Below are 13838 nucleotides of genomic sequence, written 5' to 3'. Positions count from 1 at the left end.
GTTGAACCCGGGGTTCGTTCGAAGGTAGCGCTTTGAGGAGACATCTCTCACATTTCGGCGTGGCGGCTGTCGCGGCGGCGCTCCTCGCGAGCGCCGGCTGCGGCGGCGGCGAGCAGCCGCGGAAGATCGCGAGATCCCCCTGCCCACGGGCGATCGCGGCGGTCCTCGGCGACGGTGCGCGCAGCCATCTCGAGGACCGCGCGCCGAGCGTGCTGACCTGCACCTATCGCGCCGCCGGCACGCCCGCGACGGCCGTGCGCGTGACCGTCGACAGCGCCCCGCAGGCGCTCACGCGCTTCAGCCGCGGCGTCGTCGAGCGGGCGCAGGCGCACCTCGGCGACCGGCGCGCGGAGCTGCCGGTCGAGATCGGCGGGGTCGGCGTCGGTGCCGCGTGGGTGGCGGCGCCGCGCGAGCTGAGCGCGACCGACGGCAGACGGCTCGTGACCGTCACCGTCGTGACGGGCTCGCAGCCGCGCGCGACGGCCACAGCGGTCGCGCGCGCGGTGCTCTAGCGCAGGTTGTGGTCGCCGACGGCCGCGGCGGCCTCGTCGGTGCCGATGACGAGGTCCGGGCGCTCCTCGCCTGAGCCGAGCGGGCTCAGCGGCGAGCGTCTCGAGGCCGCGATCTCCTCCGCGGTCACGTTGAGCGGATGGTGGCACGCCGCCACGTGGCCGCTGCCGTACTCGGTCAGCTGCGGCTCGACCTGGGCGCAGACGTCGGTCGCGCGCGGGCAGCGGGTGCGGAAGCGGCAGCCGCTCGGCGGATCGATCGGGTTCGGCGGCTCGCCGCTGACGACCAGCCGCCGGCGCGCGCGGTTCTGCCTCGGGTCGGGGATCGGGATCGCCCCCAAGAGGCCGACCGTATAGGGATGGATCGGCTTCGTGTACAGCTCCTCCGACGGCGAGGACTCGACGATCTTGCCGAGGTACATGACGGCGATCCGGTCCGAGACGTGGCGCACGACCGACAGGTCGTGGGCGACGAAGATGTACGAGAGGCCGAAGTCGTCCTGGAGGTCGTCGAGCAGGTTGATCACCTGCGCCTGGATCGAGACGTCGAGCGCCGAGACCGGCTCGTCGAGCATGATCAGCTTCGGCTCGGTCGCGAGCGCCCGCGCGATCCCGATCCGCTGCCGCTGGCCGCCCGAGAACTCGTGCGGGAAGCGGTTGACATGCTCGGGGTTGAGCCCGACGCGGCCGAGCAGCTCGCGCACGCGTCTGTCGACCTGCTTCGCGGAGACGCCGTGGAGGTTCAGCGGCGCGCCGACGATCTGCCCGACGCGCTTGCGGGGGTTCAGCGACGCCTGCGGGTCCTGGAAGACCATCTGCAGCTCTCTGCGGACCGGCTGCAGCTCCTTGCGGCCTGCTCTCGTGATGTCTCTGCCGCGGAATCTGATCGCGCCGCCGGTCGGCTCGACGAGCCGCACGATCGAGCGCGACAGCGTCGTCTTGCCGCAGCCGGACTCGCCGACGATGCCGAGCGTCTCGCCCTCTTCGAGCGCCAGCGAGACGTCGTCGACGGCGTGCACGTTGCCGATCGTGCGATCGACGATCACGCCGCGCTTGATCGGGAAGTAGAGCTGCAGATGCTCGACTGACAGGAGTGGATCCGCCATCAGGCCACCGCCTGCTTCTTCGCCGCCAGCCCGAAGTCGCCGTCGACGGTGCGCAGCCTGCGCTTCTCCTCGATCGACAGCCAGCAGCGATCGCAGTGGCCGGGCTTGGAGGGATCGCGCACCTCCAGCTTCGGCACCTCGACGCACTGCTCGAACTCGTGCGGGCAGCGCGGCCGGAAGTGGCAGCCGCGCGGCGGATCGAGCAGCGACGGCGGCAGGCCGGCGATCGCCGGCAGGCGGCCGGGCTTGTCGCGGTCGATCCGCGTGATCGAGCCGAGCAGGCCCCACGTGTACGGGTGCTGCGGGTCGTAGAACAGCTCGTCGAGCGTGCCCTGCTCGACGATCCGCCCGCCGTACATGACGGCGACGCGGTCGGCGATGTCGGCGACGACGCCGAGGTCGTGCGTCACGAGGATCACGCCGGCGTTCGTCTCGCGCCGCAGCTGGTCGAGCTCGATCAGGATCTGCGCCTGGATCGTGACGTCGAGCGCGGTCGTCGGCTCGTCGGCGATCAGCAGCTCCGGCGAGCAGGAGAGCGCCATCGCGATCATCACGCGCTGACGCATGCCGCCGGAGAACTCGTGCGGATAGGAGCGCAGCCGCTCCTTCGCGCGCGGCACGCCGACGCGCTCCATCAGCTCTACGGCGCGATCGAGCGCCTGCGCCTTCGTGAGGTCCTCGTGCGCGCGGATCTGCTCGACGATCTGGTGGCCGATCCGCTGGACCGGGTTGAGCGCCGTCATCGGGTCCTGGAAGATCATCGCGATCTCGCTGCCGCGGATCTTGCGCAGGTCGGCGTCACTGGCGGCCAGCAGGTCGCGGCCTCTCAGTGTCGCTCTGCCCTCGTATCTCGAGTTGGCGGAGCGGTTGAGGCCCATCAGCGACATGCCGGTGACGGTCTTGCCGGATCCGGACTCGCCGACGATCGCGAGCACCTCGCCGCGGTCGACGTGGAAGGAGACGTCGTCGACGGCCTGCACGAGGCCCTCCTCCGTGCGGAAGGAGACGCGCAGGTTCTCGACGTCCAACAGGCGTTCGGGTTCGGTCATTCGAGGTATCAGCCCGTCAGTCGGATGCGGGGGTCGAGGAAGGCGAACAGCACGTCGGTCAGCGCGCTCAGCACGACGACGGCCGAGGCGCCGAGCATCACCACGACGAGCACGGGAGGCACGTCGAGCTGCTGGATCGCGTCGGCGGCGTACTGGCCCACGCCGTGAAGGTTGAAGACCGACTCGGTCAGGATCGCGCCGCCGCCGAGCACGGCGGCGAAATCGAGGCTCCACAGCGAGATGATCGGGATCATCGAGTTGCGCAGCACGTGCCGCACCATCACGCGTTTCTCGCTCAGTCCCTTCGCGCGCGCTGTGCGCACGTAGTCCTCGCTCATCGTGTCGAGCACGTTGGAGCGCAGGATCCGCGAGTAGACGCCGATGAACAGCACCGACAGCACCGCCCACGGCAGGATCATGTGGTAGAGCCAGTCGATCGGATCCTCCGTCAGCGGCACGTAGCCGCCGTTGGGGAAGATCGTCAGCTTGAACGCGAGGAAGTAGAGCGCGACGGCGCCGAGCAGGAAGACCGGCGTCGAGACGCCCACCAGCGCCAGCACGGTCAGCGCGCGGTCGGTGAAGCGCCCGGCCTTGATCGCGCTGAAGAGGCCGAAGACGACGCCGAAGAAGAGCCAGATGATGCCGGCGCCGATTGCCAACGACAGCGTCGCCGGCAGCGCCTGCTTGATCTGGTCCATCACGTTGAGCTGCTGCGTGTACGAGATCACGTCGCCCGAGAGGATCTTCTCCATCGTCGTCAGGTACTGCTGCCAGAGCGGGTCGTTGAAACCCCACGACTCGCGAATCAGCTCGACCTGCTCGGGCGTGGCGAGGCGGCCGGCCATCCGCACGGCGGGGTCGCCGTTGGGGATCGCCTGGAAGATCAGGAAGGTCAGGACGGAGATCGCGAACAGCACGAGCACCATCGAGATCAGTCGGCGTACGACGAACCGGACCATGACTAGTGCTCCACCGCGATCTCCATCGGGTCCTCTCTGAACTTCTCCTGGCCCTTCGCGTCGATCTTCACTCTGGCGCGCGGGTCGAGCGCGTCGCGCACGCCGTCGCCGAAGACGTTGATGCCGAGGACCGCGAGCACGAGCATCGCGCCCGGCACGAAGGTGAGGTGGATCGCGCTCGGGATCAGCCGGATGCCGTCGGAGATCATCGTCCCCCACGACGGGTTCGGCGGCTGGATGCCGGCGCCGAGATATGACAGGGCGGCTTCCAGCAGGATCGCGTTGGCGACGATCAGCGGCAGGAAGACGACCAGCGTCGAGGCGATGTTCGGCAGGATCTCGCGCGTCATGATCCGCAGCGAGCTGGCGCCCTGGACGCGCGCGGCGTCGACGAACTCCTTCTCGCGCAGGCCGAGCACCTGGCCACGGATCGGCTTGGCGACGTACGGGATGTAGACCACCCCGATGATCACCGCCGGCACCAGCAGCGAGTTGCCTGAAAGCTCGATTGGCCCGATCGAGATCCCTCCCAGCGCCAGCGACGTGCCGAGCGCGATGCCGAGCAGCACCACCGGATAGGCCCAGATCAGATCGAGGATCCGTGCCAGCACGCCGTCGACGACGCCGCGGTAGAAGCCCGCGGCGAGCCCGACGATCGTGGCGAGGATCATCGTGATGAAGGTCGCGACGAAGCCGACCTCCAGCGAGTTGCGGCCGCCGTACAGCAGGCGGACCGCGAGGTCGCGGCCGTTCTGGTCGGCTCCGAGCAGGAATCTGCCCTGCCAGGTCGGCCCGATCGGCAGGCCGCTGACGGAGACGACGTCCTTCTCCTCCCCGCCGACCGTCACCGTGTCCGTCACGTGGTTGTCGTTGGGCCCCGTGTGGGCGACGTGGTCCGCGTACAACGGTGCGCAGAAGCAGAGGACCACGATGAGCACGAACAGCGCCCCGAAGGCGAGCGCGACCTTGTTGCGGCGCAGACGGCGCAGCGCGAGTCTGTACGGCCCGATGCCGGCGGACGGCGCGCCCCCGCCCGGCTCAGCGGCGACTGGAGAGTCGCCGCTGGCCGTGCGGATCGCGCCGGAGCCGGTCGTGTCGGGCGTGGCGGGATCGATGGCCACGAGGGTCAGCTTCCTACTTGAGTGAGAGCGTCGACCAGTCGTTGAAGTACAACGGGTGGAAGACCGAGTCGAAGTTCATCCGCTCACTGAAGAACTTCGGCACGCTCAGCCCGCCGAACGCGGCCACATACGCTCTTTCTGCCGTGTACTCGTCGAGCGCCTGCCACTCCGCCGCGACCGTGTCCAGCTCCGTCGCCGGAACCGGGTTCAGTCTCTCCAGCTGTCTCTGGATGAACGGATCGTCGACCTTGCTGAAGTTCTGGTTGTTCGTCGGCTGGATCGAACGCGCATCCATCAGCAGGTAGAAGTCCGACGGGTTCGGGAAGTCCTGCAGCCAGTTGGCGTAGCCGGTCTGCGGGTCGGTTCTCTCGTTGCCGATCGTCGGGAAGTAGACGGTGTCGGCGATGATTCTCTCCTCTGCTCTGAAGCCGATTCTGTTGAGCAGGTCGGTGTAGTAGTCGATGTACTCCTTGCGCGGGCTGCGCTCCTGACCCCAGACGGTCACGGGCGCGCCTTCCAGGCCGGCCTCTCTGAGCATTCTCTGCGCGCCCTCGAGGTCCGGCTCGTCGCCGTACGGGCACTCGCTGTCGGGGTGGCCGACGATCCCTCTCGGGATGAAGAAGCAGCCGGTCTCGAGGAAGCCGGACGCGATGCGCGCGAGCGCCTCGCGGTCGATCGCCATGTTGACGGCGATGCGGGCCTTCTCGTTGTCGAACGGCGGCCGCGTCGTGTTGAGGAAGAAGTAGTAGACCGACGGCACCGGCTTGCGCGCGAAGCGGTCTCTCGCCTGGCTCTCGATCTGCGGCAGCAGCGCCGGCGGGAGCGTGTCACCCGCGTCGAAGACGTCAGCCTGGTTGTTGAGCACCTGCTGCGCCTCGGAGTTGGTGTTCGAGACGATCGACACTCTTATCGCGTCGAGGTTGCCGAGCGGGATGTCCGGGATTCTGAAGTCGGCGAAGATCGGGTTTCTTCTCACCGTGAAGCTGCGGTTCGGGACGACCTCGTCGAGCATGTAGGGGCCGACGCCGGGCGGCGGGCTGGCCGAGAGGTTTCTCATCGGCGTGCCTCTCGGCACGAACGCGAGCGCCGGGAAGGCGAGCACGTTGGAGAAGGCGCCGTAGGGCTCTCTCAGTCTGATCGTGATTCTGCCGCTGTTGTCGTCGGCGGTGATGCCTCTGATGCTGTCGGCTCTGCCCTCGTCGTACTCCTGGGCGCCCTCGACGTAGTTGGTGACGAACGATCTGCCGCCCCACGGCACTCTGATCATGCGCATGATCGAGTACGGGTAGTCAGTCGCTCTGACGGGGGCTCCGTTGGAGTATCTGAGCCCTCTGCGGAGCGTGAAGTCGTACGTCAGGCCGTCATCGGAGATTCTCGGCAGCGCGTCGGCGAGGCCGGGGATCAGCTCGGTGCCGGCTTCACCCTCCTCGTGACGGTACGTCAACAAGCCTGTGTAACTGATCCAGTGCGCTTCGACCGCCTGGGTCGTGTACGCCAGCTGTGGATCGAGATAGTCGGGCGCGGTGCCCATCAGCACCGTGGCAGTGCCACCCTGTCTCGCACCTTCGGCGGATGCACCGCCCCCTGATGTCGTCGATGCCGACGTCGACGCCGACGTGGAACCGCCGTCGTCGTCGTCTCCGCCGCACGCGGCGACGGTCACTGCGAGCGCGAGTGCGACCAGCATCGCACTCAGGGCCCGAGCCCAGTACCTCATGGAAGAGCCTCCTCGTCGTATAGCTCCAGCTTTTCCTGCGGCGGCCCAATCTAGTCGCCGGGTGAGGTCGATCAAGGCACACCCAGTTGCCGTTCAGTTGATGAATTGTTTGTGCTTTGTTAGGGCGCGTGTGAACGGTTTGCGCACCCTCATCCGGGGTACTCCCCACCGGTTTCGGGGGTGAGAGTTTTCACCCAGCTGCCGCGCGCGAACCGCGCCACCGTCAACACCAGGCGCGCGGCGATCAGCGCGACGATCCCGCACCAGACGCCAACGATTCCCCAACCGAACGCCAACGACAGCAGCGCGATCGGGACGAAGACACCGACCGCCGCCGCCAGCATCGACCACATCAGGAAGCGCGAGTCGCCGGCCCCGATCAGGATCCCGTCGAGCGCGAAGACGGCGCCAGCCGCCGGCTGCATCAACGCGAACAGCCACCAGACGGCGCGTGTCCGCTCGATCACGGCGGGATCGTCGGTGAACGCCTGCGGCAGCACGCCGCCGAGCGCGAACATGATGGCGCCCAGGAGCGCGCCGAAAGCGACCGACCACCAGATCATCCGCGTCGCCGCGACCTGCGCCTCGCGGCCTTCCCCGGCGCCGAGCGCGCGCCCGACGATCACCTGCGCGGCGATCGCGATCGCGTCGAGCACGAGCGCCAGGAACGACCACAGCTGGAAGGCGATCTGATGCGCGCCCAGCGACGCCGTTCCGACCCGCGCGAGCACGGCGCTGGCGACCGCGAAGGCGCCCGTCAGCGCCGCCGTGCGCACGAACAGGTGGCCGCCTATCCGCGCCAGGCCGGCGATCGCGCGGCGCCGCGGCCGCAGCGGGTGGCTCGAGCGCGCGCCCGCGCGCAGCAGCAGCCAGGCGAAGGCGCCGCCCATGCACGCCTGCGCGATCGCCGTGCCGGCCGCCGAGCCGCGCAGCCCCCAGTCGAAGCCGTAGACGAACAGCAGGTCGAGCACGACGTTCAGCAGGTTGGTCACGATCACGATCCGCAGCGGCGTGCGCAGGTCGGCCGTCCCGCGCAGATAGCCCTGCCCGGCCAGCGCGATCAACGCGAACGGCAGGCCGATCGCTGCGATCCGCAGGTACTGGACGGCGTAGTCGGCGGTCGCCCCCTCCCCGCCCATCAGCGCGACCGCCGGCACCGCCAGCGCCTCCGCCGCGATCAGCAGCAGCAGGCCGATCGCGCTCGCCAGCCACAGCGACTGCGGGGCGATCGCGGCCGCCGCGCGCTCGTCGCCGGCGCCGTGCAGCCGCGCGACCTGCGCCGTCGTCCCGTAGGCGAGGAAGTTGAAGAGCGTGAAGCTCGTCGTCAGCAGGACGCCGGCGATCCCCAGCGCCGCCAGCTGCGGCGTGCCGAGGTGGCCGACGATCGCGGTGTCGGCGAGCAGGTAGAGCGGCTCGGCCGCCAACGCGCCAAGCGCGGGCAGCGCCAGCCGCACCAGCTCGCGGTCATGCGGGTTGCGACGGCGGAGGCCGGGTCGCGTGATGGGTCGGGCGGAGCGAGGCACGGCCGCGCATGGTGGCAGCGACGCGGCCGGCGCGGCCATCCCGGCGATCGAATACGTTGCGCCGATGGAGAGCTGGACGCTGCCGCGGCGGGTCTTCGTGACCGGCGCCCGCGGCTTCATCGGAGCTGCGCTGGCGCAGCGATACCGCGCCGCCGGCGCCGAGGTGCGGGGCGTCGACCACGTCGCCGACCGCGCCGCCGGGATCGTCGCGGGGGACATCGCGGCGCCCGGGGCGTGGCAGGAGCACGCCGCCGGCTGCGACCTCGTCGTGCACACCGCGGCGGTCGTCTCCAACGCCCAGGGCCACGACGCCTCGTGGCGCGTCAACGTGCTCGGCACGCGCAACGTGCTCGACGCGGCGGCGCGCGGCAGCGCCGAGCGCTTCCTCCACCTCTCCTCCGTGCGCGCCTTCTCCGACCTCGGCTTCCCCGCCGACGTCGAGGAGCGCCATCCGGTGCGGCCCGACGGCGCGCCGTACGTCGACACCAAGATCGCCAGCGAGCACGTCGTGCTGCAGGCCCACGCCGGCGGCGAGCTGGCCTGCACGATCGTGCGGCCGGGCGACGTCTACGGGCCCGGCTCGCGGCCGTGGATCGTGATGCCGCTGGAGCTGATCCGCGCCCGTCGCTTCGCGCTGCCGGCGATGGGCCGCGGCCGCTTCAGCCCCGTCTACGTCGACGACCTCGCCGACGGGATCGCCGCCGCCGCGGGGGCTGCCGCCGCCAGCGGCCAGGTGCTGACGCTCGCCGGCGGACTGACGGTCTCGACCCGCGAGTTCTTCGCCCACCACCACCGCTGGGCCGGGCGGCGCGGGCCGCTGCTGCTGCCGACGCCGGTCGCGCTCGCGGGCGCGACCGCGGTCGCCGCCGTCAACCGCCTGCGCGGCGTCGAGTCGGAGGTCAACCCCGTCTCGATGCGCTACTTCGCCCGCACCGGCGGCTACTCGATCGCGAAGGCGCGCGTGCTGCTCGGCTACGAGCCGGCGGTGACGCTGGAGGACGGGATGCGCCGCACCGAGGCGTGGCTGGCCGAGAGCGGCCTGATCTGACGGAGTTCGCATGAAGCCCGCTGACCCCGGGTAGCTGACTGAACGACAGCGGAATGAATCGCCCGCTCGTTCAGCGGATTCACCTACGGAGGAAGGACCTCATCAATGCTGTGGCTGATCCTTGGCATCGTGCTGCTCGTAATCGCCATCGCCGGCGGCGTGATCGTGAACCCGATCCTCTTCGTGCTCGGCATCGTGGCGCTCGTGATCTTCCTGACCGGCTACCGCGGCAGCGGCCGCCGGGCTGCGTTGTAACGCCGCGTTGGACGACGCGAACGTCATCTCGACGCGCGCGTCGTCCGTCCGCTCCTCGACGCGTGCCAGCGCCCGCATCGCCTTCACGTCGGCCGCGGTGACCGGGTCCAGCAGCCCGCGCGGCCACAGGGCGCGCACGCGCACGACGTTCGCCTCGGCGGCGTAGAGCAGGATCTGGCCGCCGAGGTAGAGCCACGACAGCAGGCCGATCACGATCGCGAAGAAGCCGTAGGTCGCGCCCGCGCGACTGACGACGCGATCGACGTAGATCGTGCCGACCGTCTGCAGCACCGCCCAACCGAATGCCGCGAGCCCGATCCCGATCCGCAAGTCCCGGGTCGGGACCTCGCGCGTGGTCAGCAGACGGAAGACGGCCCAGAAGAGGAAGACGTCGAGCAGCAGCGTCAGCGCCAGGCCCGACGCGCGCACGCCGAAGCTGCCGAGCCCGCCGACGATCAGGCCGACGGTGATCGTGATCGAGATGTTGAGGCCGCCGAGGCAGACGAGCACCAGCAGCCCACGGGCGCGCGCGGTGAAGAAGTTGCGCCGCTCGCGATGCGGCACGTCCCACACCTCGTCCATCGCCCGCTGCGCGGCGACGGTCACGCCGAGGCCGGCCCACAGGGCGGCGACGATGCCGATCACGAGCGCGGTCGTGTCGCCTCTCAGCGCGCCGATCTGGATGTCCTCGCCGATCACGGGGAACTGCCCGACCGCCGAGTCGACGATCGTGTCGTACCACTCCTGGTTGCCGGCCAGCACGTAGCCGAGCACGGTCACGAGCACCAGCAGCAGCGGGAAGATCGAGAAGAAGCCGTAGTAGGCGATCAGCGCTGCGAGGTGGCCGGCCTTGTCGTCGGAGAACTTCTTCACGACCGCGATCGGGAAGCCGAGCGCGGGCACGCGCCGCTGGAACTGATCGAAGGCGCGCACCGGTCTGAGAAAGTCCACGTGACCAGTTCTACTGGAGCACGGGCGCGGCGTGAAGCGGCGCCATCCCGGGAAGCGTGGGCGCATGGCACGCACCCGTCGCGTCGACCCCGCGTCTGATCCCGGTCTCACGCGGCTGCGACGCGGCCGCGGCTTCAGCTATCTCGACACCGACGGCAGACGGATCGAGGACGAGCCGACGATCGACCGCATCCGCGCGCTCGCGATCCCGCCGGCCTGGACTGACGTGTGGATCTGCGCCGATCCCTACGGCCACATCCAGGCGACCGGGATCGACACCGCCGGCCGCAAGCAGTACCGCTACCACGACCTCTGGCGCAGACGCCGTGACGCTGCCAAGTTCGACGCGATGATCGCCTTCGCCCGCGCGCTGCCGCAGTTGCGGCGACGGGTGAGGGACGACCTGCGCGGCGACGCCGTCGACCGCGTGCGCGTGCTCGCCTGCGCCGTGCGGCTGCTCGACGTCGGCTTCTTCCGCATCGGCAGCGAGGACTACGCGGAGCAGAACGAGACCTATGGGCTGACGACGCTGCGCAGATCGCACGCGCGGGTCGAGGACGGCGTCGTCGTCTTCGACTACCCGGCCAAGCACGGGCTGCGGCGGGTGCAGCAGGTGCTCGACGAGGACGCGCGCGAGATCGTCCGCGCGCTGAAGAGACGGCGCGGCGGCGGCCCCGAGCTGCTCGCCTTCAAGGAGCGGCGGCGGTGGGTCGACGTGAAGGCCGACGACGTCAACGCCTATCTGAAGGAGGCGGCCGGCGGCGACTTCAGCGCGAAGGACTTCCGCACCTGGAACGCGACCGCGCTGATGGCGGTCGCGCTCGCCGTGCGCGCCGAGCAGGCCCGCACGCGGGCGTCACGCAGACGGATCGTGACGGCGGCCGTGAGAGAGGTCGCGACCTTCCTCGGCAACACCCCGGCCGTCTGCCGCAGAAGCTACGTCGACCCGCGCGTGATCGACCGCTTCCAGTCGGGCCTGACGATCGCCGAGGCGCTCGCGGAGCCGGCCGAGCCCGTGCCCGGCGAGCCGGTCGAGGAGCGCCCCGTCGACGAGCAGGTCCGCCGCGCCGTGCTCGACCTGATCGCCGGGGACGAGGACTCGAAGCGGGTGGAGCGGGTCGGGTAGCTGCCGCTCCCGCACACTGCGTGACGGCAGCAGGCTTCTTTGGCCATCGAGGGAGGACCGGCCGGGGTGCGTGCGGCTCTTGCGCTGCCGCGCGATCAGGCCACCGCCCTCCTCCCCAGCGCTCGTCTGATGTGCGCGGCGGTTTCTCTGGGGCGCTGCGTCACGTCGGTCCAGGTGAAGCGCACGATCCCGTGCAGCGCAGCAGCGTCGTGATGGCTCAACACCGCGCCGGCTCCCAGCGCGGCGAGCTGCCGGCGGGCGGCGACGCCGTGCTGGCGATGCGCGAGGGCGGCCAGGCGCGTATCGGGGTGAGCGAGCCCCGCGGCGGCCGCTCGGAGCGAGGACCGGAGAGTTTTGGTCGTTGAGCGACCAAAACTCTCCGGTCCTCGTGGGCTGGACGCGCCATCGAGCAAGCCTGGCAGGCGAATTGCGCCACGTGGGGCGCGGATTGCGTCAGTTCTGCGTCGCCGCTGCCTCGCCGCCCAGCGCCTCCGCGAGCTGGGCGCGGGAGCGGATGCCGAGCTTCGCGTACGTGTGGCCGAGGTGCAGCTCGACGGTCTTGCGCGTCACCCACAGCGTCTCGACGATGTCGCGGTTGGTCATCCCCTGCGCGGCCAGCTCGGCGACGCGGCGCTCGCTCGGCGTCAGCGCCTCGACACCGCTCAGCGCCTCGCGCCGCGGCCGCGCACCGGAGGCCAGCAGCTCCTCGCGCGCGGAGTCGGCGAGGCGCGTCGCGCCGATGCGACGGCCGAGGTCGAGCGCGGCGCGCAGCGGCTCGCGCGCATCCGCGCGCCGGCGGGCGCGGCGCAGCGCGGCGCCGTGATCGTGCTGCGCCCAGCCGGTCTGCAGCAGCAGCGGGCTCTGCTCCAGCAACGCGACCGCCTCCCCCATCAGCTCGATCCCCTCCTCGCCGCCGAGCGCCAGCCCGCGCGCGTGCAGCACGAGCCCGAGCGCGCCCGGAGTGCCGATCCCGCGCACGATCGCCTCCTCCTCGTCGGCCAGCGCGAGCGCCTCGTCGCGCTCGCCGCGCTCGGCCAGCAGGTGGATCAGGCGCAGCGAGGCCATCGACTTCAGCGGCGCGCGCCAGCCGCCGGCGATCAGCACCGCGCGCGCCTCGCGCAGGTCGGCCTCGGCCACCTCGCGCCCGCCGCGCTGCCAGCGCACCATCGCGCGCGCCGAGAGGAAGTCGGGGTAGACGATCGTGCGCTCCGCGCCGGGCGGCAGCTGCACCGCCTCCAGCCGCGCCGACGCCTCCTCCACCGCCCCGCGCTCGCGCAGGATCTCCGACAGCGCCGTCGCGGTCGAGACGAGCGGCAGCCCCAGCCGCAGCTCGCTCATCGTCTCGAAGGCCGAGCGCGCAAACGCCTCCCCCGCCGTCAGCGAGCCGAACGTCAGGTGCCACATCGCGCGGGCGTGCTCGACCAGCAGGGCGCTCATGCGCGAGCCGGTGCGCCGAGCCTCACGCTCACCCTCGGCCAGCGCCGTGTCGGCGAGCTCGCGCAGCTCCGCGTGACGCAGCGCGATCACCGCGAGGTTGTAGGTCGCCGTGACGGTGCCGAGCGCGTCTATCAGCTGCCCGCCGCCGACGGTCTGCCACGCCAGCGCGCTCGTCTGCTCGATCGGCGCGCAGCCGTAGGCGCTCTCCATCATCCGGTGCGCGAGGCGCACCGGCGAGGGCTCGCCCGGCGCCGTCAGCAGCTCCAACCGCCGCTCCCGCAGCAACGTGTCGTAGGCGGTCGCGTCGAGCAGCGTCGCCTCGAGCTGCAGCCGCAGGCGGGGTTCGCGCGCCAGCTCGACGGCCGCCTCCAGGTCGGCGACGGCGTCGTCAAGGTCGGTGTAGAGCAGCACGCGGGCGCGCGCCGAGCGGGCGCGCGCGACTTCGTCGTCGGACAGCCCGGCGGCGATCGCCTCGCCGAGCCGCGCGGTGCCGGCCGGATCGCCGATCAGCACCTCCAGCTCGCCCAGCTCCAGCAGCAGCCCCGCCCGCTCCGTCTCCCCCGGCTGCTCGCGCAGCGCGCGCCGCAGGTACGCGACGGCGGTGTCGGGCGCGCCCTCGGCGATCGCGACCCGCGCGGCCGCGCGCAGCGTGCTGACCGTCTCCGCGGAGTCACCCGGCTCGGAGGCGAGCAGGTGCGCGGCGACCTCCTCCAAGCGCGCGCCGCGCGCGCTCAGGCGAGCGGCGGCGCGGGTGTGCAGATCGGCCCGCTCGCCGGGTGGGATCGTCGCCTGCACCGCCTCGCGCACGAGCGGGTGGACGAAGGTCCAGCCGCCCGGCTCGAGCACGTCGGCGCGCGCGAGGCGGTCGGCGGCGACCGTCGTCGCCGCCGGCTCCCGCCGCGCCAGCGCGGCGAGGTCGTCGCGCGTCGCGCGCTCGCCGAGCACCGCCGCGGCGCGCGCGACCGCGACCGCGTCGGGGCCGGGCGCCGCCAGCCGTCGCTCGACCGCGGCGGCGAGGTCGGCGGAGCCGGTCGCGT

Annotated in this window: 11 protein-coding genes; 3 read left to right on the top strand and 8 right to left on the bottom strand. The window is 71.2% G+C overall.

The genetic code is table 11. The features are described 5' to 3' along the window. Window positions 1-59: 59 nt before the first annotated feature. Window positions 60-512, top strand: a complete 453-nt coding sequence (locus R7226_RS18665) for a hypothetical protein (RefSeq protein ID WP_318598756.1) — start codon at window positions 60-62, stop codon at window positions 510-512. Here R7226_RS18665 and R7226_RS18660 read toward each other — a convergent pair. The 6 genes from R7226_RS18660 to R7226_RS18635 form a co-directional block, all read right to left on the bottom strand. After that, complete coding sequence (locus R7226_RS18660; protein ID WP_318598755.1) at window positions 509-1615, bottom strand: ABC transporter ATP-binding protein; 1107 nt, start codon at window positions 1613-1615, stop codon at window positions 509-511. The genes R7226_RS18665 and R7226_RS18660 overlap by 4 nt on opposite strands. Then, window positions 1615-2664 (bottom strand): ABC transporter ATP-binding protein, encoded by a 1050-nt coding sequence (locus tag R7226_RS18655; RefSeq protein ID WP_318598754.1) that lies wholly within the window; start codon window positions 2662-2664, stop codon window positions 1615-1617. Before R7226_RS18655 ends, R7226_RS18660 begins: the two co-directional genes overlap by 1 nt. 8 nt (window positions 2665-2672) lie before the next feature. Next, a complete protein-coding gene (locus tag R7226_RS18650) occupies window positions 2673-3623 on the bottom strand; it encodes an ABC transporter permease (protein WP_318598753.1) in 951 nt (316 codons plus the stop codon). A gap of 2 nt (window positions 3624-3625) precedes the next feature. Next, on the bottom strand, window positions 3626-4744 hold the full coding sequence (locus R7226_RS18645; RefSeq protein ID WP_318598752.1) for an ABC transporter permease: 1119 nt from the start codon (window positions 4742-4744) through the stop codon (window positions 3626-3628). Between the two features lie 13 nt (window positions 4745-4757). After that, window positions 4758-6188, bottom strand: coding sequence for an ABC transporter substrate-binding protein (locus tag R7226_RS18640; protein WP_318598751.1), 1431 nt, complete (start codon window positions 6186-6188; stop codon window positions 4758-4760). A gap of 422 nt (window positions 6189-6610) precedes the next feature. Continuing rightward, entirely contained in the window at window positions 6611-7984 is a 1374-nt protein-coding gene (locus tag R7226_RS18635) for an MATE family efflux transporter (RefSeq protein WP_318598750.1), read from the bottom strand. Between the two features lie 64 nt (window positions 7985-8048). Here R7226_RS18635 and R7226_RS18630 point away from each other — a divergent pair, with 64 nt between their 5' ends. Next, a complete protein-coding gene (locus R7226_RS18630; RefSeq protein WP_318598749.1) occupies window positions 8049-9032 on the top strand; it encodes an NAD-dependent epimerase/dehydratase family protein in 984 nt (327 codons plus the stop codon). 102 nt (window positions 9033-9134) lie between these two features. On the opposite strand, the gene R7226_RS18625 is transcribed toward R7226_RS18630, so the two are convergent. Continuing rightward, window positions 9135-10238 carry a YihY/virulence factor BrkB family protein gene (locus R7226_RS18625; RefSeq protein WP_318598748.1) on the bottom strand — a complete coding sequence of 368 codons (1104 nt, stop codon included), beginning with the start codon at window positions 10236-10238 and terminating at the stop codon, window positions 9135-9137. A gap of 64 nt (window positions 10239-10302) precedes the next feature. Here R7226_RS18625 and R7226_RS18620 point away from each other — a divergent pair, with 64 nt between their 5' ends. Then, window positions 10303-11364 (top strand): DNA topoisomerase IB, encoded by a 1062-nt coding sequence (locus R7226_RS18620; protein ID WP_318598747.1) that lies wholly within the window; start codon window positions 10303-10305, stop codon window positions 11362-11364. Between the two features lie 453 nt (window positions 11365-11817). On the opposite strand, the gene R7226_RS18615 is transcribed toward R7226_RS18620, so the two are convergent. Beyond that, a partial coding sequence (locus tag R7226_RS18615; RefSeq protein WP_318598746.1) for a helix-turn-helix transcriptional regulator occupies window positions 11818-13838 on the bottom strand: 2021 nt, incomplete at its 5' end.

Source organism: Conexibacter stalactiti (assembly GCF_033542075.1).
GTDB classification, from domain to species: Bacteria; Actinomycetota; Thermoleophilia; order Solirubrobacterales; family Solirubrobacteraceae; genus Conexibacter; species Conexibacter stalactiti.
Note: the sequence above shows the minus strand (reverse complement) of the source record. Positions and strands in the feature narration are given on the sequence as shown.

Coding starts and splice junctions, on each gene's coding strand:
- R7226_RS18630 (WP_318598749.1), top strand. CDS start 8,049: ATGGAGAGCTGGACGCTGCCGCGGCGGGTCTTCGTGACCGGCGCCCGC.
- R7226_RS18660 (WP_318598755.1), bottom strand. CDS start 1,615: ATGGCGGATCCACTCCTGTCAGTCGAGCATCTGCAGCTCTACTTCCCG.
- R7226_RS18655 (WP_318598754.1), bottom strand. CDS start 2,664: ATGACCGAACCCGAACGCCTGTTGGACGTCGAGAACCTGCGCGTCTCC.
- R7226_RS18650 (WP_318598753.1), bottom strand. CDS start 3,623: ATGGTCCGGTTCGTCGTACGCCGACTGATCTCGATGGTGCTCGTGCTG.
- R7226_RS18620 (WP_318598747.1), top strand. CDS start 10,303: ATGGCACGCACCCGTCGCGTCGACCCCGCGTCTGATCCCGGTCTCACG.